Origin of the sequence: Pseudomonas extremorientalis, assembly GCF_024584605.1 — a bacterium.
GTDB lineage: Bacteria > Pseudomonadota > Gammaproteobacteria > Pseudomonadales > Pseudomonadaceae > Aquipseudomonas > Aquipseudomonas extremorientalis.
Window position 1 is genome coordinate 4,031,162 of record NZ_CP089519.1, and the last position, 26,378, is coordinate 4,057,539.

Sequence of the window (26,378 nt, forward strand, 5' to 3'; positions counted from 1 at the left end):
ACCTGCATCACCAGCCTAAAGTGCCGTGATGACGAAAAAATGTCGACGTCATGACGTTCCTGCACTCAAGGATTAAACGTAGCAGCGCTGCAGGGATTTAGCACCCGAGGGATGAGGCACTATTGCAATCATTGCAATTGCAATCAAATGCGAATTTCCATTAGGGTATGGGCACTCGTCGCCAGGTGACCCTCTCCATGACCGCCGCTACCGCACACGCCGCGCAGCTCTGTATCGACGCCTTGAGCACTGCCACTCCCGCCAGCCGGTCACCGTTGCACACCGTGATCAGCATGGCCAGCACCCTCGAATCCAGCCGCCAGGCCTGGGTGATCCACGGCCAGTCGCACTCCCGACGCGTGGGTAACTGGCCCGCCTGGTTCGCCCGCAACGCCGTGGAAAAACCCTTGCTGTACCTGCACAGCGCGCACTCGGCGGCACAGTTGAGCGCGCTATCGAAGGTTACCCGGCAGCGCGGCATCCTGTGCAACGACATTGAAAACCAGCCCTCCCGCTGGCCCAAAGGTGCGCAGCCGTCCTTGCCGTTGTGGCTGGCCACTCATCCGCGCTGTACCCCGTATGACCCGGCCTCGGGGGAAGAAGCCCGCGCGATTGTGCTGGCGGCGTTGCGAAGCCTGTATGTCGAGGGCAAGCCCGGTTTCTATTACCTCGCGTTGCACGATCAGGACAGTGCAGCGCCGTTGAGTGAGCAGGACCGGGAGGCCGCGCTCAAGGGCATGTATCCACTCCAGCGCAACAGCCCCTTCGATGTGCGATTGCTCGGCGCAGGCCGTGCGCTTGACGAGGTGGTGCACGCCAGGCGCTTGCTCAAACAGCACTGGAACATCAGCGCGCAGCTATGGAGCTGCCCCAGTTACACACGACTGGCCCGCGAGGCAGCGGCAGCTGAACGCTGGAATCGCCTGCACCCCAGGCTGCCCAAGCGCGGTTGCCATTTGCGTGATTGCCTGGCGGGAAGCGCTGCGCCGGTGATTGCGGTGACCGGGTATCCGCAGGCGATTGTCGATCAGTTGGGGGCGCACGTGGATGCACGCTTTGTGGCGCTGGGCGCGGGGTCGGTGCAGGCGGCGGCGCCGAGTCGATATTGGATCGTGGTATCGGCGCTCAGGGCATTGGCGGATGAAGGGCGGATCGACACACGGCAAGTGCAGGACGCGATGAAGCGCTATGCAGTGGAATGCGAGTGACGGCAAGGCAGCGCCGCAGGGTTTCAGATTTTGCGGCGACTGCGGGTCTGCACGCCCGCCTCCATCGCCAGCCCGGCGGTGCGCTCCAACGCGTCGGCGAAGCCCTGGCGCTGCTCGGGCTCAATCTGCGACAGAAACAACTCATCCACCGTGCTTTCGTAGATCTTCCACATCTTTTTACGCAGTACCCGACCGGCCTCGGTGATCGCGGCAAACGCCGCGCGGCCATCGCCGTCGGAGCGGGAACGTACCACCAGACCGTCCTTTTCCAGGCGGTCGACCAGCCGCGTGAGGTTGTAGCGTTCGATGGCCAGTACGTCGGCCAATTCATGCATGCGGCGGGTGCCGTCGGGGCCGCTTTCCAGACCCCATAGCGCGTCGTACCAGGCGTACGGCGGCAGGTCCGCCTCAGCCAGGCGACGCTCGATTTCACGGATGACCGTCCTGTGGGCCCTGACAAAACGGAACCATACATCCGGCTCTTTCGACGACATGCAACACCATCCGGGGAATTTCAAGAAGGTTGCAATAGTAGCTCATCCCGCGCTAGATTCGGCCATGTAGTTGCAATTGCAATTACATTTGCCGGCACTCCCACAAGGAGCCCGCCACTTCAAACCTGCCTACCCTGGAGCCTCACATGACCCCGAACAACGCTGTCAGACGCGACGACGACCCACAGGAAACCCGCGAGTGGCTGGAGTCCATCGAATCGGTGTTGTCCACTGAAGGCCGGCCCCGCGCGCACTACCTGATCGATCAGTTGCTGGATTTCGACGTGGCGCGGCATGGCGACTTCTACGGGCGGGTGACCACGCCGTACGTCAATACCCTCCCGGTGGACCGTCAGTTGCCCTACCCCGGCAACCTGGCCATCGAACGCCGTATCAATGCGTTTATCCGCTGGAATGCCATGGCAATGGTGTTGCGTGCAGGCAAGCACTCAGGGGTGGGTGGGCATATCGCAACCTATGCGTCAGCCGCCGTGCTCTACGACGTAGGCTTCGATCACTTCTTTCGTGGCCGTACCGAGCACTTTGACGGCGACCTGGTGTACATCCAAGGCCACTCCTCCCCCGGCATTTATGGCCGCGCCTACCTGGAAGGCCGCATCAGCGAAGCGCAACTCGACAGCTTTCGCCGTGAGGCCGGTGGCGAGGGTATTTCGTCCTACCCGCACCCACGGCTGATGCCGGACTTCTGGCAATTCCCCACCGTGTCCATGGGCCTTGGCCCGATCACTGCCGCTTACCAGGCGCGCTTCATGCGCTACCTGGAACTGCGCGACCTCAAACCCCACCAGGGGCGCAAGGTCTGGGCCTTCCTCGGTGATGGCGAAATGGACCAGCCGGAATCCCTGGCCGCCATTTCCCTGGCCGGGCGCGAGAAACTCGACAACCTGATCTTTGTGGTCAATTGCAACCTGCAACGCCTGGACGGCCCGGTGCGCGGCAATGCCAAGGTGATCCAGGAGTTCGAAAGCCTGTATCGCGCCGCCGGTTGGAACGTGATCAAAGTGATCTGGGGCGGTGGTTGGGACGCCCTGCTGGACAAAGACCACAGCGGCCTGCTGCGCCAACGCATGATGGAATGCGTGGACGGCGACTATCAGAACTACAAGTCGCAGAACGGCGCTTATGTGCGCGAACATTTCTTCGGCAAATACCCGGAGTTGCTGGCATTGGTTGCGGACATGTCCGACGACGAAATCTGGAAGCTCTCACGGGGCGGGCATGACCCGGACAAGGTCTACAACGCCTATGCCGCCGCTGTGCGCCATAGCGGCCAGCCTACGGTGATCCTGGCGAAAACCGTCAAGGGTTTCGGCATGGGTGAAGCTGGCGAAGGCCAGAACATCAACCATCAATTGAAGAAGATGGGCGCAGACGCGGTAAGAGCCTTCCGCGATCGTTTTGGCCTGGAAGTCGCTGACGAGCAACTCGCCGACATTCCCTACCTCAAGCCCGCCGCCGACAGCGAAGAAGCCCGTTACTTCGCGGCGCGCCGCCAGGCCCTGGGCGGCTATGTACCGGCACGCCACAGTGCGGTCGAACCCTTGCAGATCCCCGAACTCGCCGCCTTTGCCACCCAGCTCAAGGACACCGGCGAACGGGCGATCTCCACCACCATGGCCTTTGTGCGCATCCTCGGCACCCTGCTCAAGGACCCGCACCTGGGCAAACTGATCGTGCCTATCGTGCCGGACGAGTCGCGCACCTTTGGCATGGAAAGCCTGTTCCGTCAGATTGGCATCCACTCCGCCGTAGGCCAGCTCTACACCCCGCAGGACGCAGGGCAACTGAGCTACTACAAGGAAAGCAAGGACGGACAGATCCTGCAGGAAGGCCTGAATGAATCCGGCGCCATTTCCTCGTGGATCGCGGCCAGTACGTCCTACAGCAACCACGGCTTGATGACGGTGCCGTTCTATATCTTCTACTCGATGTTCGGCTTCCAGCGGGTCGGCGACCTGGCCTGGGCCGCCGGCGATGCACGGGCACGCGGTTTTTTGCTGGGGGCCACGGCCGGCCGCACCACGCTGATGGGCGAAGGCTTGCAGCATGACGATGGACACAGCCATATCCTGTCGTCGGTGATTCCGTGCTGCGTGTCCTACGACCCGACATTTGCCTACGAACTGGCGGTGATCATTCGCGAAGGCATGCGGCGGATGTACGTGGAACAGGAGGACATCTACTACTACATCACCCTGCTCAACGAGAATTACCCGCACCCGGCGATGCCCGAAGGGGTGGAAGACGGGATTCTGAAGGGCATGTACCCGCTCAAGACCAGCGAGCAGGCCCAGGTGCAACTGATGGGCAGTGGCTCAATCCTGCGCGAAGTGATCGCGGCGGCCGAGCTGCTTGAGCAGGACTTCGGCGTGCACAGCACTGTGTGGAGCGCCACCAGCCTCACCGAATTGCGCCGCGACGGGCATGCAGCCGAACGCTGGAACCTGCTGCACCCGCAGAGCGAGCCACGGGTAAGTTATGTGGAGCAATGCCTGGCCGGGCAGAACGGGCCGGTGGTGGTGGCGACGGACTACATGAAGCTGTTCGCCGATCAGATCCGCCCCTTTGTCCAGGGCCGACGCTTTGTGGCCCTGGGCACGGACGGCTTCGGGCAATCGGATACCCGTGAAACCCTGCGCGCGTTCTTCGAAGTGGACCGGTATTTCATCGCGCTGGCAGCCTTGAAGGCGTTGGCGGATGACGGCGTTATCGGTCGTGAAAAAGTCAGTGAAGCCATCAGCCGCTACGGGATCAACGTCGACAAGGTCAATCCCGTGGCGGTCTGAATTACTGCGCCGGTGTCGGCAGGGGCGGAATCGCTTCTGTCGGTGCCGGCAGGTCCGGGTTACTGGTAGCCGGCGCGGGTTCCGCCTGCGGCGCAATCGGCGCGGCCTCGGCAGGCGGCGTGACGGGCTGGGAAACGGCAGGCTCCTCCTTCGGCGGCTCGGTTTTCTCTGCTGCCGGTGCGGTTTTAGGTTCCGGCACACCCAGCTCGGCTTTCGGCTGCTCCGGGATATGCGCGGCCTTCTTCACTTCCTGAGGCAAGAACACGTCCACCAGCGCAAAATAGCGCTCGTAGAATTTCGGTGCCGAAACGGTCTCGCTCGCCACCTTCACCATCGAGTCATCGGTGGAACCGATCGGCATCGACACCGAACCCAGCACGCCCACGCCCAGGCTCGCGGAGTTGTTGACCTTCTTCAGCGCGTAACGGTCCTGCAAGGCGTTGGCGAACATGGTCGAGTGATTGGTACCTTTGCCATCGTCGGCACACACCACGTTGAAGCTGATCTGCAGGTGGGTCTCGCCGGTCTGCTGGAAGCTCTTGTTACCCACCACCAGTTTCGGATCGCTGCTGGTAATGATATAGCCCTGGCTCAGCAAGGCACGTCGCGCCGCTTCGCACGCCGCCACATCGGTGACCGGGTAATCGCGGGAAAACGTACCGGAGTCGTCGAAATTCTCATGTTCATAAATGGCGGTCTTGGGTGACGAGCAGCCCGCGGCGCCCGCCAGCACCAGCGCCAGCCCGAGGCTACGCAAGTGAAATGATGTCGACATTGAAAATCCTGAGGAAAACGGTCCGGGCGGTATTGTGCAACAGAACGAGCCCTTGGCGCGCGCATTCCTGTCGGTAAAACGTCACAGCCTTACCTTGCGCCGCCTGTAGGAAAAAGACCTGCACACATATGATCAATAAACACGCGCAATTTGACCGAAGCATGGCGACTTGATGGCCATAACATCCAGAAACTGCCTCGGTGTTCCAGAAAATCATCCAGCACCCTTTGCAGGCGCCCCTGCTGCACGGCCTGTTCGACCATGTAGTCCGGCAGGCAGGCGATCCCCAACCCGTCGAGCACCACATGCTTGAGGGACTCGATGGTGGTACTGACCAACGGAGTGCGCAGGACCGGCTACGACGCGCCGGGGGCCTGGCATTCGGCGGGTTGCCTGCGTTGCTGCAAACCGCACTGGCCAAATCGGCAGGTGAGTCGGCGGACGCCGCGCAATCGATGCTGGTGACCGTGTGGAACCTGGGCATCGCTGGCGGCGGCCTCGCGGGCGGGGTGCTGCTCCAGGGCTGGGGCGTCGCCGCATTTCCCTGGGCGGTGGTGTTGCTGATGCTGTGGGCATTGACCGGGGCGTCGAGAGGCGCCCGCAGTTGAAGAATCAATAAGACCCTACCTGGCTGAGCACCACGGCCGAAAGATACAGACCGGCACCAAACACGCCATGGGACAGCACACTGCGCAGGCGATTTCTCCAAGGTGTTGGTGTGCGAGACGCCGCCACACCCGCGCCCATCGCGGGCTGCATCACAAAGTAAGGGATCACCACCGTCAGCGTGCCCACCATCAACGCAGGCAACCATTGGGGATCATGCAGCCATTGCACGCCGTAGATACTCACCAACAGCGCCGCAAAGGCGATACCCACGGCATAGTGAATCGCCCAGCCCAGCGCCAATTCGCCGCGTACCGGCGAGGCCTTGCCGATACTGGCATGGGCAAGCGTGCCGTGACGCAGGTGGCCGGCCCAGCGGCCCACCATCGAGTAATCGAGCGTTGTAATGCCCAAGCCTTTGAGAATCATCGACCACACATCCATCACGACAGTCGCCCCGATCCCGATCAATACCAGCCTTACACCTTCTTCCATCGACAACATGACCTGCCCTCCGATTGATGAGACCCTCGTTCACAGGCAGGATAGAAGTTGAAGTCAACTTCAAGTCAAGGGAGTCATCATGGATATCTCGGAAGTGGCCCGGCGTACGGGACTGCCCTCCTCCACCGTGCGGTTTTACGAGAAGGCCGGGTTGATCACCGCGACCAGTGCCCCAGGGGAACGGCGCCACTTCAGGCCCGCCGTGCTCGATCAATTGGCGCTGATCGCCCTCGGACAAGCCGGCGGCCTGTCGCTGGATGAAATCCGCAGCATGCTACCCTTGGAGGGCGCATTGCAGGTGGACAGACAGCTGTTGCTGGACAAGGCCGACAGCATCGACGCGACCATCAAGCGCTTGAAAGCGATGAGTCAGGGCTTGCGGCATGCGGCAGACTGCCCGGCACCTGACCATGGGCAATGCCCGAATTTTCAGCGCTTGCTCAAGGTCGCGGCAGGCACGCTGAAAAGGAGCAGAACGGCGCGTACCCCACCGGGCAGTCCACTCCAGCGACCATAAAAAAGCCCCCGGTCTTTTCAGGCCGGGGGCTTTTGAGTCAAACCGACATCAGAACTTCTTGATGTCAGCCTTGGTTTCCAACTGCTTGCGGTAGGCCGCGAAGTCCTGCTGACCGACACGGGAGGCGAGGAAGCGGCGGTATTGCGCCTTTTCTTCGTCCGTTGGCGCAGCGGCCTCGTTGACGCCGTTCAGGCGCACGATGACCAGGCTACCATCCGCCAGGGTCACGGTGGTGAAGGTCGGCTTGTCCTTGGCCGCAGGCTTGGGCATGCGGAACAGGGCTTGCAGCACGGCAGGGTCGATCGCTTCCTGGGTACGGGTTGCGGCTTCAGTGACCTTCCAGGCCTGGCCGTCGACCGGCTGGTTCAGCGGGGTCTTGCCATCACGCAGGCTGGCGATCAGCTCGTCAGCGTGAGTCTTGGCAGCCGCGCTGGCGCGTTCCTTGGCCATCTGGGTGCGGATCGCCGCTGCAACGCTTTCCAGCGGCAGTTGCGAAGGCTTCAGGTGCTCTTTGGCACGCAGCACGATGATGGTTTCCGGGTCCAGCTCGATAGCACTGCTGTTGGCACCCTCATTCAGCACTTCCGGGCTGAACGCAGCGGTGACCACGGCACGGTTGGCCGCAACACCTTCGCCTCCTTCACGGCCAAACGGCGCGGAGGTGTGTACAGTCAGTTTCAGGTCGGACGCCGGCTGGGCCAGATCGGAGGCTTCGAATGCCGCATCTTCCAATTGCTTGGTCGCTTCGACATAACGCTGCTCGACCTGCTGGGTCTTGAGCTCTTTGGTCAGCTTGTCTTTCAGGCTGGCAAAGGTCGGCACTTGCGGTGCTTCAACGCCGAGCAGCTTGATCAGGTGCCAACCGAAGCTGCTGCGCACCGGCGCCGAGACCTGGTCCTTGTTCAACGCGTACAAGGCGGTTTCGAAGTCCGGGTCGTAGACACCAGGCCCGGCAAAGCCCAGGTCACCGCCGTTGCTGGCCGAACCTGGATCCTGGGAGAACTCCTTGGCCAGGGCTTCGAACTTCTCACCCTTGGCCAGGCGTGCCTGGATTTCTTCGATCTTGGCCTTGGCTTGCGCGTCGGTGGTCTTGTCGTTGACTTCAATCAGAATGTGCGCGGCACGACGCTGCTCAGCGAGGTTGGCGATTTCTTTCTGATAGGCAGCCTGCAACTCATCGTCCTTCACGGTGACCTGGTCGAAGAAGGAAGACTTCTTCAGTTCCAGATAGTCGATGACCACTTGATCAGGGGTCATGAACTCTTTGGCGTGCTGGTCGTAGTAAGCCTTGACCTCGTCGTCGGTGAGTTTCACCGCGGCAGGGTTGGCCTTGATGTTGACGGTGGCGAAATCGCGGGTCTGCTTTTCCAGGCGGGCGAATGCCAGGACTTCCGCGTCGGTCACAAAACCGCTGCCGGCGATGCCTGCGCGAACCTGGCCGATCAGCATTTCCTGGGTCAGCATCTGACGGAACTGCATACGGGTGTAGCCCAGTTGGCGAATGACCTGGTCAAAGCGGTCAGGACTGAACTTGCCGTCCACCTGGAATTCCGGCGTCTGCAGGATCACCTGGTCCAGTGCAGCTTCGGAGAAGCCAAACTTGGAGTCGGCGGCGCCTTGCAGCAGCAGCTTGCGATCGATCAGGCCCTTGAGTGCCGCGTCGCGCAGGAGTTTTTCGTCCAGCAGCGAAGCATCGAAATCCTTGCCCAGCTGTTGCATCAGCTGGCGGCGTTGCATGTCGACGGCCTGGCTCAGTTCAGTCTGGGTGATTTCTTCACCGTTGACCTTGGCCACGTCCTGCTTGTTGTTACCCGAAGCCTGGAAAATGGCCTCGATACCGGTGAACGCCATCAACGCGACGATGATCCCGATAATGGTCTTGGCAATCCAGCCTTGTGAATTGTCCCTGATATTTTGCAGCATGCGTCCCCCAGAAACGGTTGAACTTCAAGAATAGGCAACCGTGGAGCGTGGGTAGAGTACGGATATAAGAAAGGCGCATCCAAGGATGCGCCTTCTCGCAACTGGCGGAGCGGACGGGGGTTTTCGTTCCCCCCGGCTTGGCGACCCGATGAATACCTGGGTCTGCTGGCCGCTCCGCTGCCAGGTCGAACCTGCGTCCGACCCGGGTAGGTAAAGGCTTGGTCGAAGCTTAGTTAACGGCTTCTTTCAGGGCTTTACCGGCTTTGAAACCTGGTTTCTTGGCAGCAGCGATTTGCAGTGCTTTGCCAGTCTGTGGGTTACGGCCAGTGCGAGCTGGGCGATCAGTCACAGAGAAAGTACCGAAGCCTACCAGTACCACGGAGTCGCCGGCCTTCAGAGCGCCAGTGACGGATTCGATTACTGCATCCAGCGCACGGCCAGCAGCAGCTTTCGGGATATCAGCGGATGCAGCGATAGCATCAATCAGTTCCGACTTGTTCACTCTAAGTCCCCTTATATATCTATTGAGTATGATTCTAAGTTTTTTGGTGAAAGCAAAAACCAGTGCTGAATGGCCTACAGACACTTAAGAGCCGCTTTATAACAAGGGCTCTAAAAAGCTGTCAAGGAAGCCCCCGGGCTTTAACACATTAATGCGTGCTAATTCTTTCCTTGGAATCAGACTCGCGTTTTTCGTCCTTAGCAACTATCTCCGGAGCCACATCCGGCAAGGGCTCCGGCGCGTATTGCAGCGCAATTTGCAGGACCTCGTCAATCCATTTAACCGGTTTAATCTGAAGATCCTGCTTGATATTGTCAGGAATTTCCTTCAAGTCGCGAACATTCTCTTCAGGAATGATCACGGTCTTGATACCGCCCCGGTGTGCAGCCAGCAATTTCTCTTTCAGACCACCGATAGCCAATACCTGGCCACGCAGGGTGATTTCACCGGTCATGGCGACATCGGCGCGTACCGGAATGCCGGTCAATGCCGAAACCAGCGCCGTGCACATGCCTACGCCAGCGCTAGGACCGTCCTTGGGGGTCGCCCCTTCCGGCATATGGATATGCGTGTCGTGCTTCTCGTGGAAGTCCAGGGGGATCCCCAGGCTCCTGGCGCGGCTGCGCACCACGGTCTGCGCGGCAGTGATGGACTCGACCATCACGTCACCGAGCGATCCGGTCTTGATCAACTGGCCTTTGCCTGGAATCACTGCGGCTTCGATGGTCAGCAACTCGCCGCCCACCTGGGTCCACGCCAGTCCAGTCACCTGGCCGACCTGATCCTGTTGCTCGGCCAGGCCGTAGCGGAATTTGCGCACGCCCAGGAAGTGCTCCAGGGAGTCGGCCGTGACCTTCACCGAGAAGCGTTTTTCCAGCGCGTGCTCTTTGACCGCCTTGCGGCAGATCTTCGCAATCTGGCGCTCAAGGCCCCGTACACCGGCCTCGCGGGTGTAGTAGCGCACGATGTCGCGGATCGCCTCGACCTCGAATTCGATCTCGCCTTTCTTCAGGCCATTGGCCGACGTTTGCTTGGGCGCGAGGTATTTGACGGCGATGTTGATCTTTTCGTCTTCGGTGTAACCCGGCAGACGAATCACCTCCATCCGGTCCAGCAACGCTGGCGGGATGTTCATGGAGTTGGAGGTGCACAGGAACATCACATCGGAGAGGTCGTAGTCGACTTCCAGGTAATGGTCGTTGAAATTGTGGTTCTGCTCGGGGTCAAGCACTTCCAGCAACGCCGATGCCGGATCGCCACGCATGTCGCTACCCATTTTGTCGATTTCATCGAGCAGGAACAGCGGGTTGCGCACACCCACCTTTGTCATCTTTTGAATCAATCTTCCTGGCATCGAACCGATGTACGTGCGGCGATGACCACGGATTTCCGCTTCATCCCGTACACCACCAAGGGCCATGCGCACGAACTTACGGTTGGTAGCGTTGGCAATCGACTCGGCCAGGGAGGTTTTACCCACACCCGGCGGACCAACCAGGCACAACACGGGGCCACGGATTTTCTTCACGCGTTTTTGCACAGCGAGGTATTCGAGGATGCGTTCCTTGACTTCTTCCAGGCCATAGTGATCGGCGTCGAGAATGTCTTCGGCACGAGCGAGGTCCAGGCGTACCTTGGTCTGAGCCTTCCACGGCACCTGCACCAGCCAGTCGATGTAGGACCGCACCACGGTGGCTTCGGCCGACATCGGCGACATCTGCTTGAGCTTGTTCAGCTCGGCGGTGGCTTTGGTCAGGGCGTCTTTCGGCAGGCCGGCGGCATCGATGCGCTTTTTCAGCTCTTCGATTTCGTTGTGGCCTTCCTCGCTGTCGCCGAGTTCCTTCTGAATGGCCTTCATCTGCTCATTCAAGTAGTACTCGCGCTGACTGCGCTCCATTTGCTTCTTCACGCGACCACGAATGCGCTTCTCAACCTGCAACAGGTCGATTTCGGCATCCAGCAGTGCCAATACATGTTCTACACGTGCCGGCAAGTCGATGATTTCGAGGATGTCCTGCTTCTGCTCGATCTTCAGCGCCATGTGCGCGGCCATGGTGTCGACCAGGCGGCTCGGCTCATCGATGCTGTTGAGGGAGGACAGGACTTCAGCCGGGACCTTCTTGCCCAACTGCACATACTGCTCGAACTGCGAGAGGAGGCTGCGTACAAACACTTCGGACTCGCGCTCAGGGGCCTCGACTTCGTCGATCAGCGCCACTTCGGCGCGCAGGTGGCCGTCCACTTCCATGAAGCGTTCCACCGCACCACGCTGCTCGCCTTCCACCAGCACCTTGACGGTGCCATCGGGCAGCTTGAGCAGTTGCAGCACGGTGGCAATGGTACCGACGCGATACAGGGCATCTTCGCCTGGATCATCATCGGCAGGATTTCTCTGGGCCAACAGCAGGATCTGCTTGTCGCCCGTCATCGCGGCCTCGAGGGCTTCGATAGACTTCTCGCGCCCCACGAACAGCGGGATAACCATGTGCGGATAGACGACGACATCACGCAACGGCAGGAGAGGCAATTCGATGGTTGTCTTCATGATTTCGCCTCTATGACAATTGAAAAGTAAGCTTGAAACCAAGATGGGGTCTGCATGCAAAAAAAACAAGCTTATTGCCAGCAGTTAACGCAGTAAACGCTCCTGCGTAAAAACGCCGTAAAAACAAAGGGGCCCCTGGAGGCCCCTTGCTTATACAAACACTGCGAAACGCTTACGCGTCTGGCGCAGCCTTGGCAGTCGGCTCACTGTTTTCGTAGATATACAGTGGCTTGGACTTGCCTTCTATAACGCTTTCATCGATCACCACTTTACTCACCTCGGACTGCGAGGGGATTTCGTACATGGTGTCGAGCAACACGCCTTCGAGAATCGAACGCAGGCCACGTGCACCGGTCTTGCGCTCCAGTGCCCGCTTGGCCACTGATTTGAGTGCGTCGGTACGGAACTCGAGGTCTACACCTTCCATCTCGAACAACTTGGCGTATTGCTTGGTCAGGGCGTTCTTCGGCTCGGTGAGGATCTGAATCAAAGCCGCCTCATCCAACTCGTCCAACGTGGCCAGGACCGGCAGACGACCAACGAATTCAGGGATCAGACCGAACTTGACCAGATCGTCAGGTTCGACTTCACGCAGGGACTCGCCCACCTTCTTGCCTTCTTCCTTGCTGCGCACTTCTGCACTGAAGCCAATGCCACCACGGGTGGAACGCTGCTGGATCACTTTTTCCAGGCCGGAGAACGCACCGCCACAGATGAACAGGATGTTGCGTGTATCAACCTGAAGGAATTCCTGCTGCGGGTGCTTGCGGCCGCCTTGTGGCGGTACGGAAGCGACCGTGCCTTCGATCAGTTTCAACAGTGCCTGCTGCACGCCTTCACCGGAAACGTCCCGGGTGATCGACGGGTTGTCCGACTTGCGCGAGATCTTGTCGATTTCGTCGATGTAGACAATACCCATCTGGGCCTTCTCTACGTCGTAGTCGCACTTCTGCAGCAGTTTCTGAATGATGTTCTCGACATCTTCACCCACGTAGCCAGCCTCGGTAAGGGTGGTGGCGTCGGCGATGGTGAACGGAACGTTCAGCAGGCGAGCGAGGGTTTCTGCAAGCAGGGTTTTACCCGAGCCTGTAGGACCGATCAGCAAGATATTGCTCTTGCCGAGTTCAACTTCGTCGCCTTTCTTGTCACGCTGGTTCAAGCGCTTGTAGTGGTTGTATACCGCTACGGCCAGAACCTTCTTTGCACGCTCTTGACCAATCACATACTGGTCAAGGATGCCGCTGATTTCTTTAGGCGAAGGCAATTTATGCGCGCTGCTCTCGGCCTGGGCTTCCTGCACCTCCTCACGGATGATGTCATTGCACAGGTCGACGCATTCGTCGCAGATAAACACCGAGGGGCCGGCAATCAATTTGCGTACTTCATGCTGGCTTTTGCCACAGAAGGAGCAATAGAGCAGCTTGCCGTTGTCCTCGCCGTTGCGGGTGTCAGTCATTCGTTCGATCCAAATCCGATAGGCTTGCAACACAAGATGAAGGCTTATGCGGGCTTTTTCAAGCCCGCCAGTGGTCGGACATGCCGACCAGCCCTATTTTGAGCGGCTTATATTAAGCGGGGCGCTTTTCGATCACTGCGTCGATCAGGCCATATGCCTGCGCCGCTTCGGCACTCATGAAGTTGTCGCGGTTGGTATCACGCTCGATTTCTTCCAGGGTGCGCCCGCTGTGCTTGGCCATCAGCGTGTTGAGGCGCTCGCGGATAAACAGAATTTCCTTGGCGTGGATTTCGATGTCCGACGCCTGGCCTTGGAAACCGCCCAGTGGCTGGTGAATCATCACGCGCGAGTTGGGCAGGCAGAAGCGCTTGCCCTCGGCACCGGCAGTCAGCAGGAACGCGCCCATGCTGCAGGCCTGGCCGATGCAGGTGGTCGACACGTTCGGCTTGATGAACTGCATGGTGTCGTAGATCGACATGCCCGCCGTTACCGAACCGCCTGGGGAGTTGATGTAGAGATGGATGTCCTTGTCCGGGTTTTCCGCTTCAAGGAACAGCAGCTGCGCACAGATCAGGTTGGCCATGTAGTCCTCTACGGGGCCCACCAGAAAGATCACTCGCTCCTTGAGCAGGCGCGAGTAGATGTCGTAGGCGCGTTCGCCACGAGCGGACTGCTCGACAACCATCGGGACCAGGCCGCCAGCGGCCTGGATATCAGAGTTCTGCTGAATATAGGAATTACGGAACATGCTCTGCAGTTACTCCCAAATAGTCATGTCTTGAAAACGCATAAGCCAGCGCGAGGCTGGCTTATGGTTGAATTTCCAACGAGTTGGACAATCAGTCGGCTTGTGCTGCTTCCGCCGGTTTGACTGCTTCTTCGTAAGAGACCGCTTTATCGGTCACCTTAGCCTTCTGCAGAACAGTATCCACAACTTGTTCTTCCAGCACAACCGAACGCACTTCGTTCAGTTGCTGATCGTTCTTGTAGTACCAAGCCACGACCTGCTCAGGCTCCTGGTAGGCCGAAGCCATTTCCTGGATCATTTCGCGAACGCGGTCTTCGTCCGGCTTGAGGTCGAACTGCTTGACCACTTCAGCCACGATCAGGCCCAGCACGACGCGACGCTTGGCTTGCTCTTCGAACAGCTCGGCCGGCAGCTGGTCAGGCTTGATGTTGCCACCAAACTGCTGAACAGCTTGAACGCGCAGGCGATCCACTTCGTTGGACAGCAGGGCCTTGGGCACTTCGATCGGGTTGGCAGCCAGCAGACCGTCCATGACCTGGTTCTTGACCTTGGACTTGATGGCCTGGCGCAGCTCGCGCTCCATGTTCTTGCGAACTTCGGCGCGGAAACCTTCGATACCGGTTTCCTTGATACCGAATTGCGCGAAGAATTCTTCGTTCAGCTCTGGCAGCTTAGGCTCGGAAACGCTGTTGACGGTCACGGTGAACTCGGCGGCTTTGCCAGCCAGGTCCAGGTTCTGGTAGTCAGCAGGGAAGGTCAGGTTCAGAACGCGTTCTTCGCCGGCTTTGGCGCCAACCAGGCCGTCTTCGAAACCCGGGATCATGCGGTTGGAACCCAGCACCAGCTGAGTGCCCTTGGCGGAGCCGCCAGCGAACACTTCGCCGTCAACCTTGCCAACGAAATCGATGTTCAGCTGGTCTTCGTTCTGGGCAGCACGCTCGGCCACTTCGAAACGGGTGTTCTGCTTGCGCAGGATTTCCAGCATGTTGTCCAGGTCCGAGTCAGCCACTTCGGCGCTCAGGCGCTCGATGGCGATACCGTCGAAACCGGCCACTTCAAACTCAGGGAACACTTCGAATACGGCAACGTATTCCAGGTCTTTGCCTGCTTCCAGGGACTTAGGCTCGATCGACGGCGAACCCGCCGGGTTCAGCTTGTGTTCAACGACCGCTTCGTAGAAAGAAGCCTGGATCACGTCGCCCACAGCTTCCTGGCGCGCATCGGCACCAAAACGGCGCTTGATTTCGCTCATTGGCACTTTGCCTGGACGGAAACCAGCGATCTTGGCCTTCTGGGCAGTCTGCTGCAGACGCTTGTTGACCGCAGTCTCGAGACGCTCAGCCGGCACGGTGATGCTCAGGCGACGCTCGATAGCAGTAGTATTTTCAACAGAAACTTGCATGGATATTCCTCGTTGCACAGACGTTAGCCGGCCATTTCCGACCCCAATCAAGGGCATGCATTCTAGTGGGTCAAACTCAAGAAGTCACCCTACTGCAAATACGCCCGAAAACAGCCGGCAATTTATCGGTACGAAGGCACTGATGCACCTCGCCCCGGTGACAAATACAGCCCATCACGCCAGGGCTCTGCGCCGCCCCTTCTATATATAGAAGAAGTCGTCATCCATCTCCCTGACGGCCAACCCTTCAAACAGGGCTGACAGGCAGCGCAGCATCATCGAGATACATAAATACGACGAAACGCCCTGCCGTTGCGGCCCACTACGTGCTGCCGCCGAATAGTCGAACCGCTGAAACCAAAAAAGGCGCCAGACTGTTAAATCTGGCGCCTTTCGAATATGGGGTGGACGAAGGGGATCGAACCCTCGACAACGGGAGTCACAATCCCGTGCTCTACCAACTGAGCTACGCCCACCATATTGCGTTAACAAAGAAACCAAACCACTTCTTTGTCTAGCCCTACCCCGTTTCTCAACAAGGCCAGGCTTTATTTGGTGCGGATGAAGAGACTCGAACTCTTACGCCTCGCGGCGCTGGAACCTAAATCCAGTGTGTCTACCAATTCCACCACATCCGCGCTTGAAGCTCTTAAAGCAAAGGCGCCAGACGATTAATCTGGCGCCTTTCAAAATATGGGGTGGACGAAGGGGATCGAACCCTCGACAACGGGAGTCACAATCCCGTGCTCTACCAACTGAGCTACGCCCACCATCTGACGCTACTTGTGCCAAAGCTGCCTAATGGCGCACCCGGCAGGACTCGAACCTGCGACCATCCGCTTAGAAGGCGGATGCTCTATCCAGCTGAGCTACGGGCGCCTTATTAATCTGTACTCTTGGAGGATTACAAACTAAGTGCTTCCAGCCTTGCAGAACAACACGCTATTCTGCTCGACCTTCTTAACCAGTGCTAGGCTGTGCCCGACAAGTGCGACGAATAGTATAGACGCCCTCGAAACCCGTCAAATCTTTTTTGAAAAAAATTCATTTTATTTAAGGGGTTAGGGCAATTTGCAGACCAAGCGCCTTTGCCCTCACGCCTTGGCATGCGAGAATGCGCGCACTTTTCTTCCCCCTCTCGATGGTTAATCACGCGTAATGACTGCACAACTTATCGACGGCAAATCAATCGCCGCCAGCCTGCGCCAGCAGATCGCAAAACGAGTCACCGAGCGCAGCCAGCAAGGCCTGCGCACGCCTGGCCTCGCGGTGATCCTGGTCGGCAGCGATCCTGCCTCTCAGGTTTATGTCTCGCACAAGCGTAAAGACTGTGAAGAGGTCGGCTTTATTTCCAAGGCCTACGACTTGCCTTCCGAGACCACCCAGCAGGCCCTTACCGACCTGATCGACGGCCTCAACGACGACCCGAAGATCGATGGCATCCTGCTTCAACTGCCATTGCCCGAGCACCTGGACGCCTCCAAATTGCTGGAGCGCATTCGTCCGGACAAAGACGTCGACGGTTTCCACCCTTATAACGTCGGCCGCCTGGCCCAGCGTATCCCGCTGCTGCGCCCGTGCACGCCGAAGGGCATCATGACCCTGCTGGAAAGCACCGGTGTCGACCTGTACGGCCTCGACGCCGTGGTTGTTGGCGCGTCCAACATCGTCGGTCGTCCGATGGCCATGGAACTGCTGCTGGCCGGCTGCACCGTGACCGTTACCCACCGCTTCACCAAGGACCTCGCCGGCCACGTCGGCCGCGCCGACCTGGTGGTGGTTGCCGCCGGCAAGCCGGGCCTGGTCAAGGGTGAGTGGATCAAGGAAGGCGCCATCGTCATCGACGTGGGCATCAACCGCCAGGAAGACGGCAAGCTGGTCGGCGACGTGGTGTACGAAACCGCCCTGCCCCGCGCCGGCTGGATCACCCCGGTACCCGGCGGTGTCGGCCCGATGACGCGCGCCTGCCTGCTGGAAAACACCCTGTACGCCGCAGAGACCCTGCACGCTTAATAACCGGGTGTACTGAAAAAGCCCTGCCTTATCGCAGGGCTTTTTATTGCCCGTAATAAATCCTGTTTTTTCTTAGTTTTTAAGCACTTTCGTCTGGTTCCAGAAGAACATTCGACACTTTCTGATCCATACTCCTAAAATGTAACGGCATTTATCCAAAAACCGTTCCCGAACGGTATTTCCTTACTTTTTTAGCGAGTTCATCCGCGTGAAAATTCGTCTCTCTATCGTCAGCCTATTTTTTGCGTTTACAGGCACTTTCGCTCATGCCGCCGAAACCACCCAGGCCCCGCGTGATACCTCCAAACTGCAAATCGCCTCCGGCAGCGCCATGCTGGTGGACCTGCAGACCAACAAGGTCATCTATTCCAGCAACCCTGACGTGGTGGTGCCGATCGCCTCGGTGAGCAAGTTGATGACCGGCCTGGTGGTGCTGGAAGCCAAGCAGAACATGGATGAATACATCGATATCAACATCAAGGACACGCCGGAAATGAAAGGCGTGTTTTCCCGGGTGAAAATCGGCAGCGAGATGCCACGCAAAGAAATGCTGCTGATCGCCTTGATGTCCTCGGAGAACCGCGCCGCCGCGAGCCTGGCGCACCACTATCCAGGCGGTTACCCGGCGTTTATTGCCGCGATGAACGCCAAGGCCAAGGCGCTGGGCATGACCAGCACTCACTATGTGGAACCCACCGGCCTGTCGATCCACAACGTGTCCACCGCCCGTGACCTGAGCAAACTGCTCGCCGCCGCGCGTCACTACCCCTTGCTGAGCCAATTGAGCACCACCAAGGAAAAGACCGTGTCGTTCCGCAAGCCCAACTACACCCTGGGCTTCTCCAACACCGACCACCTGATCAACCGCGCCAATTGGGACATCAAGCTGACCAAGACCGGCTTCACCAACCAGGCCGGCCACTGCCTGGTGCTGGTGACCAGCATGGGCAACCGCCCGGTGTCATTGGTGATCCTGGACGCTTTCGGCAAATTCACCCACTTTGCCGATGCCAGCCGTATCCGCAATTGGGTTGAAACCGGCAAGAGCGGGTCGGTGCCGGATGTGGCGTTGCGCTACAAGGCCGACAAGAACCTGAAAAATCGGCCGAATGCTGCAGAAGCGCGTCGATAACCGACCATAAAAAACGGCGCTTGATAGCGCCGTTTTTTATTTGCGTTCCGCCAACACCTTCAGCGCCTGCGCCGCCGCCCGCTCCTGCCCGGCCTGGGCCGTTGCGTCAGCCGCATCCCGCCAGCGCTGCGCGTCGACATTGGCTGGCAACTGGCTCGGGCGCTGGGTGAGGATTGCCCAGTTTCCGGCGCTTTTCCATTTTGACTCGAAGTCGCCGAAGCTCATCAACAGGCGCCGATCCATGCCTGAGCGCAGCAGCACCGTGCTTTTCTGCTGATTGAACCCCACCACTACCACGTAGTGCGCGTCGGACCACAGCCCGCCACCAATCCGCGCCATCACCGGATAACCCGCCGCGACCTGTGCCAGCACCGCCGTCAGCTTCGCATCCAGCGGGTACACCATCAGCCCGTACTCACGCGCCAGTACCTGCATGTTGCGCTCAAGGTCCGCTTCACCGCCCGGCAGATGCAGTGGCTTATCCAGCAACCCCGGTGTCATGACAATGCCTTGTTGCGACAGCATGCTGGCTAACGATGTAGGACCGCTCTGATAAGCCTCGCTGCGAAAGGTCGGCACGCCATTGAGTTCGACTCGCTCCGGCAGGCCCGCCAGCCTCGACGGTGCGGAGGAACAGGCCGCGAGGCCCAGGGCACAAGCAATTAACAAGGATGTTTTCAGGTTCGACCGTAACCGCAATTTTCTACTCTCTTGATCGAGTGCCGGTAAGGGCCCTGATCATAGCCCAATCGCGATTGTGCAGGGGGCGTGGATATAGCAAAGAAGTTGGTCGCACTCGACCATTGGTCAATAGCAGGCAACCGCCAGGTAGCTAGACTGTCCATTGAGAAGACTGTGTGTGCCCCCTGCGGGGCGAAAGGAGGCCCGAATGAGCCTTGCAACGACGATTTTCCTGTTGATCTGCGGTTGGCTGGCGGTAGCCGGCGCCATGCTGTGGGGGGTGTTGCGCATTACCCGCCGGCACCATCACCCCCACGTCAAACCGACGGCACCCGCCAAGCCTCACAAGGCCGCGGTGCATCACGCCTAGCCTGGCATGCAATTGAAGTCCTGAGTGGCCGCAACTTCCTTGCCGTGCCCGTCCATCAAGGACGCACGCACGGTAGTACCCAGGCTGGATTCGACCAGGGTGTAGTGCTCACCCGCCTTGAAATGCTTGTACTCGACACGCCCCTGGCAGTCTTGCTGATTATCGTCGCCGGGTTCTTCCTCGAACAGCGTCACATCCAGGCGATGATCGCCTGGTGGCACTTCAAAAAAGCGCCCGTCATCCACGCGCTTGCCATCTACCCGCTCGGCCATCAGGTCATTCGGCGCTTCTTCTTTCAGACCGATCCACGCTTCGCTCGGGTCAGCCTTGGGGATCGGGCCGGCACATGCCGACAACAACAGCACAGCACCAAGGGCAGGAATCAACAATAAAGGTTTGAGTGACATGGCAGGGCTCCAAAGAAAGACAATGTGTCCGATGGGTTGCAAGCTTGAGGAGCTGCCCTTTGTAGAACAAATGAATACATATGAAACGATCTTCAGCCCTAACCTAAATGTTCCTTCACCTGGCTGAAAGGTGCGTGTTAGGTGGGTCGCGTGAGACTGCCGGGGTTTGCAATCCTGCTCCTTCCGGAGGTTTCACGCATGCTCGGGCTGGTAAAGACCGCACTGCAAAAGCCATACACCTTTATCGTGTTGGCCATCTTCATCTGCATCATCGGGCCAATGGCGGCCCTGCGTACCCCTACTGATGTTTTCCCGGATATCGGCATCCCCGTGGTCGCCGTGGTCTGGCAGTACAACGGCCTGTCGCCGGACGCCATGGCCGGCCGGGTGATCTACACCTACGAACGCTCCCTGAGCACCACCGTCAACGACATCGAACATATCGAATCGCAATCGCTGCCCGGCATGGGCATCGTCAAGATCTTCTTCCAGCCCGGCGTGGATATCCGCACCGCCAATGCCCAAGTGACGGCGGTTTCACAAACTGTACTCAAGCAAATGCCACCGGGCATCACGCCGCCGCTGATCCTCAACTACAGCGCCTCCACGGTGCCGATCCTGCAAATGGCGTTCTCCAGCCCCAGCCTCTCGGAAGCCAAGATCCGCGACCTGGTGCAGAACAACATTCGCTTGCCGCTCAGTTCCCTGCCCGGCCTGGCCATGCCGACACCGATGGGTGGCAAGCAACGCCAGATCACCCTCGACCTCGACCCGCAGGCGCTGGCTGCCAAAGGCCTGTCGGCGCAGGACGTGGGTAACGCCCTGGCACTGCAAAACCAGATCATCCCGGTGGGCACCGCCAAACTCGGCCCCGACGAATACACGATCCTGCTCAACAACAGCCCCAAGGCCATCGATGAACTCAACGACCTGCCGATCAAGACCGTCGACGGTGCGCTGATCACGATTGGCCAGGTGGCGCACGTGCGTGACGGCTCGCCACCGCAGACCAATATTGTGCGCGTCGACGGCCACCGCGCCGTGCTGATGCCGGCGCTGAAAAACGGCAGCATTTCCACCCTGTCGATCATCGACGGCATCCGCCAGATGTTGCCGCGCATCAACGAAACCCTGCCGCCATCGCTGAAGACCTCGCTGCTCGGCGACGCATCGGTGTTCGTCAAGCAATCGGTGGGCAGCGTGGCCCAGGAAGGCATCATTGCCGCGCTGCTGACCAGTGCGATGATCCTGCTGTTCCTCGGCAGCTGGCGCTCGACGCTGATCATCGCCGCGTCAATTCCCTTGGCCGTGCTCTCGGCCATCGCGTTGCTGGCGGCCAGCGGGCAAACCCTCAACGTGATGACGTTGGGCGGGCTGGCGCTGGCCGTGGGCATCCTGGTGGACGACGCCACGGTGACCATCGAAAACATCAACTGGCATCTGGAGCAAGGCAAGGCGGTGAAGACCGCGATCCTCGACGGTGCCGCGCAAATTGTCGGCCCAGCGTTCGTCTCGCTGCTGTGCATCTGCATCGTGTTCGTGCCGATGTTCCTGCTGCAAGGCATCGCCGGTTACCTGTTCCGGCCGATGGCCCTGGCGGTGATCTTTGCCATGGCCAGTTCGTTCATCCTCTCGCGGACGCTAGTGCCGACCCTGGCGATGTTCCTGCTCAAGCCGCACACGCCGGAGCCAGGCGCTGGGCATCACCCGGAAGATGAATTCATCAACCACCACGAGGGTGAACAGCACCCGAAACCGCGCAATCGCGTGCTGCAATCGGTGCTGAATTTCCAGCAGGGCTTCGAGCGTCACTTCTCGAACATCCGCGACACCTACCACGGCTTGCTGACCTTGGCGCTGGGCAATCGCAAGCGTTTTATCGTCGGCTTCCTGGCCTGTGTGCTGGCGTCGTTCCTGCTGCTGCCGAGCCTGGGCCAGGATTTTTTCCCGGCTACCGACGCAGGCGCCCTGGCCCTGCACGTACGCTTGCCACTGGGCACGCGTATCGAAGAAAGCGCCGCGGCCTTCGACCGCATCGAAGCGCGGATCCGCGAAGTGATCCCCGCCGAAGAGTTGGACACCATCGTCGACAACATCGGCATTCCGCTCAGCGGCATCGACATGGCCTACAGCAGCAGCGGCACCATCGGTCCGCAGGATGGCGATATACAGGTCACCCTGAAAAAGGACCATGCGCCCACCGCCGATTACGTGAAAAAACTGCGTGAAGCCCTGCCGCAAAGTTTCCCCGGCAGCCACTTTGCGTTCCTGCCGGCGGACATCAGCAGCCAGATTCTCAACTTCGGCGCCCCGGCTCCGCTGGACGTGAAGATCTCCGGGCGCAGTGATGAAGAAAACCGCGCCTATGCAGTGGAGCTTGAGCGACGCCTGCGAAACGTACCGGGCATCGCCGACCTGCGTATCCAGCAATCCACCGGCTACCCGTCGCTGCAGGTGAACGTCGACCGCCTGCGCGCCAATGGCCTGGGTATCACCGAGCGCGACGTGACCAACAGCATGGTGGCGTCCCTCGCCGGCAGTTCCCAGGTAGCGCCGACCTTCTGGCTCAACCCGGCCAACGGTGTGTCCTATTCCATCGTCGCGGCCACCCCGCAATACCGCCTCGACAGCCTGCCCTCGCTGGAAGCCCTGCCGGTGACCGGTGCTAACGGCCAGTCGCAGATCCTCGGCGGTGTAGCCACCATCTCCCGCGTGCAGAGCCCGGCGGTGGTGACCCACTACAACATCGAGCCGACCCTGGACCTGTATGCCAACGTGCAAGGCCGCGACCTCGGCGGCGTGGCCCGTGACGTTCAGAAAGTGCTGGATGACACCGCCTCCATGCGCCCCAAAGGCGCGGTGATCAGCCTGCATGGGCAGATCGATGCACTGCATGAAGCGTTCAGCGGCTTGAGTTTTGGCCTGCTCGGTGCGGTGGTGCTGATCTACCTGCTGATCGTGGTCAACTTCCAATCATGGGTCGACCCGTTCGTGATCATCACCGCCTTGCCGGCGGCGCTGGCGGGGATCGTGTGGATGCTGTTCCTCAGCGGCACGTCCTTGTCGGTGCCGGCACTGACCGGCGCGATCCTGTGCATGGGCGTCGCCACCGCCAACTCGATCCTGGTGGTGAGTTTCTGCCGCGAACGCCTGGCCGAACATGGCGATGCATTGAAGGCGGCGCTGGAAGCCGGCTACACGCGTTTTCGCCCGGTGTGCATGACCGCCCTGGCGATGATCATCGGCATGTTGCCCCTGGCGATGTCCGAAGAACAGAACGCCCCGCTCGGCCGCGCGGTGATCGGTGGCCTGATCCTCGCCACCACCGCCACCCTGTTGTTTGTACCCGTGGTCTTCAGCCTGGTCCACGGTCGTCACCCTAATCGTGCTACAGCTGGAGAAACGTCTCATGTCGTCTGATCACAAACCCTCGCGCAAGCGTCTGATGCTCATGGGTGTCGGCGGCCTGACCCTGGCCGCCCTGTTGGTCGCCAACGGCCTGCACGCCCGTACCTTGCACGAACAGTCGGTCACGGCCTGGACCGAGACCGCCGCCATCCCGCAGGTGATGGTGTTCCAACCGCAGCAGAATGCGGCCGGCGATACCCTGCGCCTGCCCGCGCACCTGGAAGCCTGGAGCAAGGCACCGATCCATGCGCGGGTCAGCGGCTACCTCAAGGACTGGAAAGCCGACATCGGGACGCGGGTCGAAGCCGGGCAAATCCTTGCCGAGATCGACAGCCCCGACCTCGACCAACAACTGGCGCAGGCCCACGCACGCCTGGTGCAGGAACAGGCCAACGCACGCCTGGCCGCCACCACCGCCACGCGCTGGCAGAACTTGCTGGCGAGCCACTCGGTGTCGCGCCAGGAAGCCGATGAGAAAACTTCCAATGCCGCCGCCGCCAAAGCCAACGCCGAGGCCGCTGCTGCCGACTACGCCAGGCTGACCGCACTGGAAAGCTACAAGACTATCCGCGCGCCGTTCGCCGGCACCATCACCGCACGTAACACCGATATCGGCCAGTTGATCAAGGCCGACACCGACAGCGACCCGGAGCTGTTCAACATCGCCGACACCCACCAACTGCGCCTGTATGTACCGGTGCCGCAGAACTACGCCGCGGTCATCCACCCCGGCCTTGAAGCCGAGCTGACGGTACCCGAGCATCCTGGCGAGCACTTCAAGGCGCGCCTGATCGGCGACTCCACTGCCATCGACCGGCGCTCCGGCACCCTGCTCGCGCAGTTCGTGGCCGACAACCCCAACGGCGAGCTGCTGCCCGGCGATTACGCCGAAGCGACCCTGCCGATCCCGGCGGACACCCATGGCGTGAGCATCCCGGCCAGCGCGTTGATCTTCCGCGCCCAGGGCACGCAAGTGGCGGTGCTGGATGCGCAGAATCATGTGCACTTGCAAGACATCCATATCGGCCTCGACCTCGGTGAACGCCTGGTCATCGACCAGGGCCTGAAACCCGCCGACCGCGTGGTCGACAACCCGCCCGACGCCCTGCGCGAAGGCGACCCGGTGCAACTGGCCGACGCCGCTGGAGGTACGCATGCGCCCAAGGCTTAAGCCCCTCGTTGCACTGATGCTGCTGGCGTTACAGGGTTGCTCGATGGCGCCCACCTACAAGGTGCCGCCGATTGACCTGCCTGCGCACTACCGCGAACAGACCAGCGACGGTCCCTGGCACAGCGCGCAACCGTCCGACCAATTGGCGCCCGAATGGTGGAAGCTCTACCACGATCCGCGCCTGAACGACCTGCAACAGCAACTGCTCAAGGCCAACCCGGACCTGGCGGCGGCACTGGCGCACTTCGATGCGTCCCAGGCGTACGCCAGCCAACTGCATGCCGGGCTGTTCCCGCAGATCACCGCCAGCGCACAGCCGTTGCGCCAGCGCCAATCGGATTCACGGCCGCTACGCGGGACCACGCAGCCGTCGGTGTACAACAGCAATAGCGCAGGGTTTTCGTTGAGTTACGACCTGGACCTGTGGGGCAAAATCCGCAACCAGGTGGCGGCGGGTGACGCCCAGGCGCAAGCGTCGGGTGACGACCTGGCGGTGGCGCGCCTGAGCTTGCAGCATCAACTGGCGAGCCTGTATGTGCAGCTCAATGGGCTGGATGCACAGGCGCGGATTCTCAAGCGTTCGCTGGATGATTTCAGCCAGGCCCTGCAACTGACCCGCAGCCGGTATGAGGGCCAGATCGCCTCGGAGCTGGACCTGACGCGTGCACAGAACCAACTGGCCGAAGCCAAGGCGCAGCTGGATGAAGTCCGCGGGCAACGCAACCTGACCGAGCATGCCATCGGTGAACTGGTGGGCGTGGCGGCCAGCGAGTTCTCCGTGCCGCCGAGCCCGCAATTGATTGCACTGCCGGGCATTCCATCGCAGCTGCCAAGCCATCTCCTGCAACGTCGGCCGGATATTGCAGCGGCGGAACGGCGGGTGTTTGCCGCCAACGCCAACATCGGCGTAGCGAAGGCAGCGTGGTATCCGGATTTCAGCCTGACCGGGTTGATTGGCGGGCAGACGCAGGGCGTCGGCAACCTGCTGTCCGCCGGTAATCGCTACTGGGCGCTGGGGCCGCTGGTGAACCTGCCGATCTTTGACGGGGGCCGCCTGAGCGCCAACGAGCGCCAGGCCAAAGCCGAATTCGAAGAGGCATCGGCGCACTACCGCAGCCAGGTGTTGAAGGCCGTGCGCGAGGTGGAAGATAACCTGGGGCAATTGCGAGATCTGCAGCAGGAAGCCTTGGATGAGCAGGCAGCAGCGGATGCGGCGCAGCACACCCAGGCGCTGGCGATGAACAGCTACGAGGCGGGGGCCGTGAGTTATCTGGATGTGGTGACGGCGCAGACGGCAGCGTTACAGGCGCAGCGCACCTTGCAGGCGGTGCAGACGCGGCAGTTGCAGGCGAGTGTGGGGTTGGTGACGGCGCTTGGCGGTGGCTGGCAGCCGGGCGCCTGATACGGTGGGTCAGTCACATAACTGTCAACTGAACTACCGCAATCGGGGGCAAGCCCCCTCCCACACTTGTCCTGTGCCAGACACACAATGTATGAACGCCGCAGAACCAATGTGGGAGGGGGCTTGCCCCCTTCCACCCTGCTCCTGTGCCAGACACACAATGTATGAACGCCGCAGAACCAATGTGGGAGGGGGCTTGTCCCCTTCCACCCTGCTCCTGTGCCAGACACACAATGTATGAACGCCGCAGAACCAATGTGGGAGGGGGCTTGCCCCCGATGGCGTTCTTCCAGACACATCCTGCCAA

The 26,378-nt window shown here is 60.2% G+C and carries 20 protein-coding genes, 4 tRNA genes and 2 pseudogenes; 10 read left to right on the forward strand and 16 right to left on the reverse strand.

From position 1 onward, the window contains the following. The first annotated feature begins 197 nt into the window (after window positions 1–197). Window positions 198–1,208, forward strand: a complete 1,011-nt coding sequence (locus tag LUU92_RS18030) for a transketolase-like TK C-terminal-containing protein (protein WP_257102428.1) — start codon at window positions 198–200, stop codon at window positions 1,206–1,208. Between the two features lie 23 nt (window positions 1,209–1,231). On the opposite strand, the gene LUU92_RS18035 is transcribed toward LUU92_RS18030, so the two are convergent. Then, window positions 1,232–1,702 carry a MarR family winged helix-turn-helix transcriptional regulator gene (locus LUU92_RS18035; protein ID WP_257102429.1) on the reverse strand — a complete coding sequence of 157 codons (471 nt, stop codon included), beginning with the start codon at window positions 1,700–1,702 and terminating at the stop codon, window positions 1,232–1,234. A gap of 146 nt (window positions 1,703–1,848) precedes the next feature. Here LUU92_RS18035 and aceE point away from each other — a divergent pair, with 146 nt between their 5' ends. Next, window positions 1,849–4,509 carry a pyruvate dehydrogenase (acetyl-transferring), homodimeric type gene (gene aceE / locus LUU92_RS18040; RefSeq protein WP_257102430.1) on the forward strand — a complete coding sequence of 887 codons (2,661 nt, stop codon included), beginning with the start codon at window positions 1,849–1,851 and terminating at the stop codon, window positions 4,507–4,509. A 1-nt stretch (window position 4,510) separates the two neighbouring features. On the opposite strand, the gene LUU92_RS18045 is transcribed toward aceE, so the two are convergent. Both LUU92_RS18045 and LUU92_RS18050 read right to left on the reverse strand, forming a co-directional pair. After that, a complete protein-coding gene (locus LUU92_RS18045) occupies window positions 4,511–5,284 on the reverse strand; it encodes a DUF2242 domain-containing protein (protein ID WP_071492024.1) in 774 nt (257 codons plus the stop codon). Between the two features lie 89 nt (window positions 5,285–5,373). Beyond that, window positions 5,374–5,640, reverse strand: a pseudogene (locus tag LUU92_RS18050) (LysR substrate-binding domain-containing protein); the annotation flags it as partial. A gap of 15 nt (window positions 5,641–5,655) precedes the next feature. Here LUU92_RS18050 and LUU92_RS18055 point away from each other — a divergent pair. After that, window positions 5,656–5,892 (forward strand): annotated as a pseudogene (locus tag LUU92_RS18055) (MFS transporter); the annotation flags it as partial. A gap of 4 nt (window positions 5,893–5,896) precedes the next feature. Here the strand turns inward: LUU92_RS18055 and LUU92_RS18060 are convergent. Then, window positions 5,897–6,394 (reverse strand): DUF2938 domain-containing protein, encoded by a 498-nt coding sequence (locus tag LUU92_RS18060; RefSeq protein ID WP_257102431.1) that lies wholly within the window; start codon window positions 6,392–6,394, stop codon window positions 5,897–5,899. A gap of 79 nt (window positions 6,395–6,473) precedes the next feature. Between LUU92_RS18060 and LUU92_RS18065 the strand changes: the two genes are divergently transcribed. Next, on the forward strand, window positions 6,474–6,911 hold the full coding sequence (locus tag LUU92_RS18065; protein WP_222541494.1) for a helix-turn-helix domain-containing protein: 438 nt from the start codon (window positions 6,474–6,476) through the stop codon (window positions 6,909–6,911). 48 nt (window positions 6,912–6,959) lie between these two features. Here the strand turns inward: LUU92_RS18065 and LUU92_RS18070 are convergent, their stop codons facing one another. From LUU92_RS18070 to LUU92_RS18115, 10 genes are all read right to left on the reverse strand, one after another. Beyond that, window positions 6,960–8,834: a SurA N-terminal domain-containing protein gene (locus LUU92_RS18070; RefSeq protein WP_071492028.1), complete on the reverse strand. Its 1,875-nt coding sequence runs from the start codon at window positions 8,832–8,834 to the stop codon at window positions 6,960–6,962. A gap of 229 nt (window positions 8,835–9,063) precedes the next feature. Further along, window positions 9,064–9,351, reverse strand: coding sequence for an HU family DNA-binding protein (locus tag LUU92_RS18075; RefSeq protein ID WP_221034285.1), 288 nt, complete (start codon window positions 9,349–9,351; stop codon window positions 9,064–9,066). Between the two features lie 133 nt (window positions 9,352–9,484). After that, window positions 9,485–11,881, reverse strand: a complete 2,397-nt coding sequence (lon, locus tag LUU92_RS18080; RefSeq protein ID WP_071492029.1) for an endopeptidase La — start codon at window positions 11,879–11,881, stop codon at window positions 9,485–9,487. 172 nt (window positions 11,882–12,053) lie between these two features. Then, on the reverse strand, window positions 12,054–13,337 hold the full coding sequence (gene clpX / locus LUU92_RS18085; protein WP_003238279.1) for an ATP-dependent Clp protease ATP-binding subunit ClpX: 1,284 nt from the start codon (window positions 13,335–13,337) through the stop codon (window positions 12,054–12,056). A gap of 112 nt (window positions 13,338–13,449) precedes the next feature. Continuing rightward, the gene (gene clpP / locus LUU92_RS18090) at window positions 13,450–14,085 is read right to left on the reverse strand and encodes an ATP-dependent Clp endopeptidase proteolytic subunit ClpP (protein WP_222541493.1); all 636 of its coding nucleotides are present in this window, start codon (window positions 14,083–14,085) and stop codon (window positions 13,450–13,452) included. A gap of 91 nt (window positions 14,086–14,176) precedes the next feature. Continuing rightward, the gene (gene tig / locus LUU92_RS18095; RefSeq protein WP_071492031.1) at window positions 14,177–15,487 is read right to left on the reverse strand and encodes a trigger factor; all 1,311 of its coding nucleotides are present in this window, start codon (window positions 15,485–15,487) and stop codon (window positions 14,177–14,179) included. A 400-nt stretch (window positions 15,488–15,887) separates the two neighbouring features. Beyond that, window positions 15,888–15,963, reverse strand: a tRNA-His gene (locus tag LUU92_RS18100). A gap of 77 nt (window positions 15,964–16,040) precedes the next feature. After that, window positions 16,041–16,125, reverse strand: a tRNA-Leu gene (locus tag LUU92_RS18105). 56 nt (window positions 16,126–16,181) lie between these two features. Next, window positions 16,182–16,257: transfer RNA gene (locus LUU92_RS18110), tRNA-His, on the reverse strand. Between the two features lie 32 nt (window positions 16,258–16,289). Next, window positions 16,290–16,366 (reverse strand) — tRNA-Arg (locus tag LUU92_RS18115). A gap of 279 nt (window positions 16,367–16,645) precedes the next feature. Here LUU92_RS18115 and folD point away from each other — a divergent pair. Next, window positions 16,646–17,500: a bifunctional methylenetetrahydrofolate dehydrogenase/methenyltetrahydrofolate cyclohydrolase FolD gene (gene folD / locus LUU92_RS18120; RefSeq protein WP_071492047.1), complete on the forward strand. Its 855-nt coding sequence runs from the start codon at window positions 16,646–16,648 to the stop codon at window positions 17,498–17,500. A 208-nt stretch (window positions 17,501–17,708) separates the two neighbouring features. Continuing rightward, on the forward strand, window positions 17,709–18,632 hold the full coding sequence (gene pbpG, locus LUU92_RS18125) for a D-alanyl-D-alanine endopeptidase (protein ID WP_071492048.1): 924 nt from the start codon (window positions 17,709–17,711) through the stop codon (window positions 18,630–18,632). Window positions 18,633–18,668: 36 nt separating this feature from the next. Here the strand turns inward: pbpG and LUU92_RS18130 are convergent, their stop codons facing one another. Beyond that, entirely contained in the window at window positions 18,669–19,331 is a 663-nt protein-coding gene (locus tag LUU92_RS18130; RefSeq protein WP_071492049.1) for a C39 family peptidase, read from the reverse strand. 190 nt (window positions 19,332–19,521) lie between these two features. Here LUU92_RS18130 and LUU92_RS18135 point away from each other — a divergent pair, with 190 nt between their 5' ends. Then, complete coding sequence (locus tag LUU92_RS18135; RefSeq protein ID WP_165447913.1) at window positions 19,522–19,683, forward strand: hypothetical protein; 162 nt, start codon at window positions 19,522–19,524, stop codon at window positions 19,681–19,683. Here the strand turns inward: LUU92_RS18135 and LUU92_RS18140 are convergent. Next, entirely contained in the window at window positions 19,680–20,090 is a 411-nt protein-coding gene (locus LUU92_RS18140) for a PA0061/PA0062 family lipoprotein (RefSeq protein ID WP_058426814.1), read from the reverse strand. The two genes, LUU92_RS18135 and LUU92_RS18140, sit on opposite strands and share 4 nt — an antisense overlap. Window positions 20,091–20,288: 198 nt before the next feature. On the opposite strand from LUU92_RS18140, the gene LUU92_RS18145 reads away from it, so the two are divergent. From LUU92_RS18145 to LUU92_RS18155, 3 genes are read left to right on the forward strand one after another with little or no spacing between them, the layout of a single operon-like run. Beyond that, window positions 20,289–23,510: an efflux RND transporter permease subunit gene (locus LUU92_RS18145; RefSeq protein WP_058426815.1), complete on the forward strand. Its 3,222-nt coding sequence runs from the start codon at window positions 20,289–20,291 to the stop codon at window positions 23,508–23,510. After that, window positions 23,500–24,669: an efflux RND transporter periplasmic adaptor subunit gene (locus tag LUU92_RS18150; RefSeq protein WP_222541491.1), complete on the forward strand. Its 1,170-nt coding sequence runs from the start codon at window positions 23,500–23,502 to the stop codon at window positions 24,667–24,669. The genes LUU92_RS18145 and LUU92_RS18150 overlap by 11 nt, the downstream gene beginning before the upstream one ends. Then, on the forward strand, window positions 24,653–26,071 hold the full coding sequence (locus LUU92_RS18155) for an efflux transporter outer membrane subunit (protein ID WP_222541490.1): 1,419 nt from the start codon (window positions 24,653–24,655) through the stop codon (window positions 26,069–26,071). The genes LUU92_RS18150 and LUU92_RS18155 overlap by 17 nt, the downstream gene beginning before the upstream one ends. Window positions 26,072–26,378: the final 307 nt, after the last annotated feature.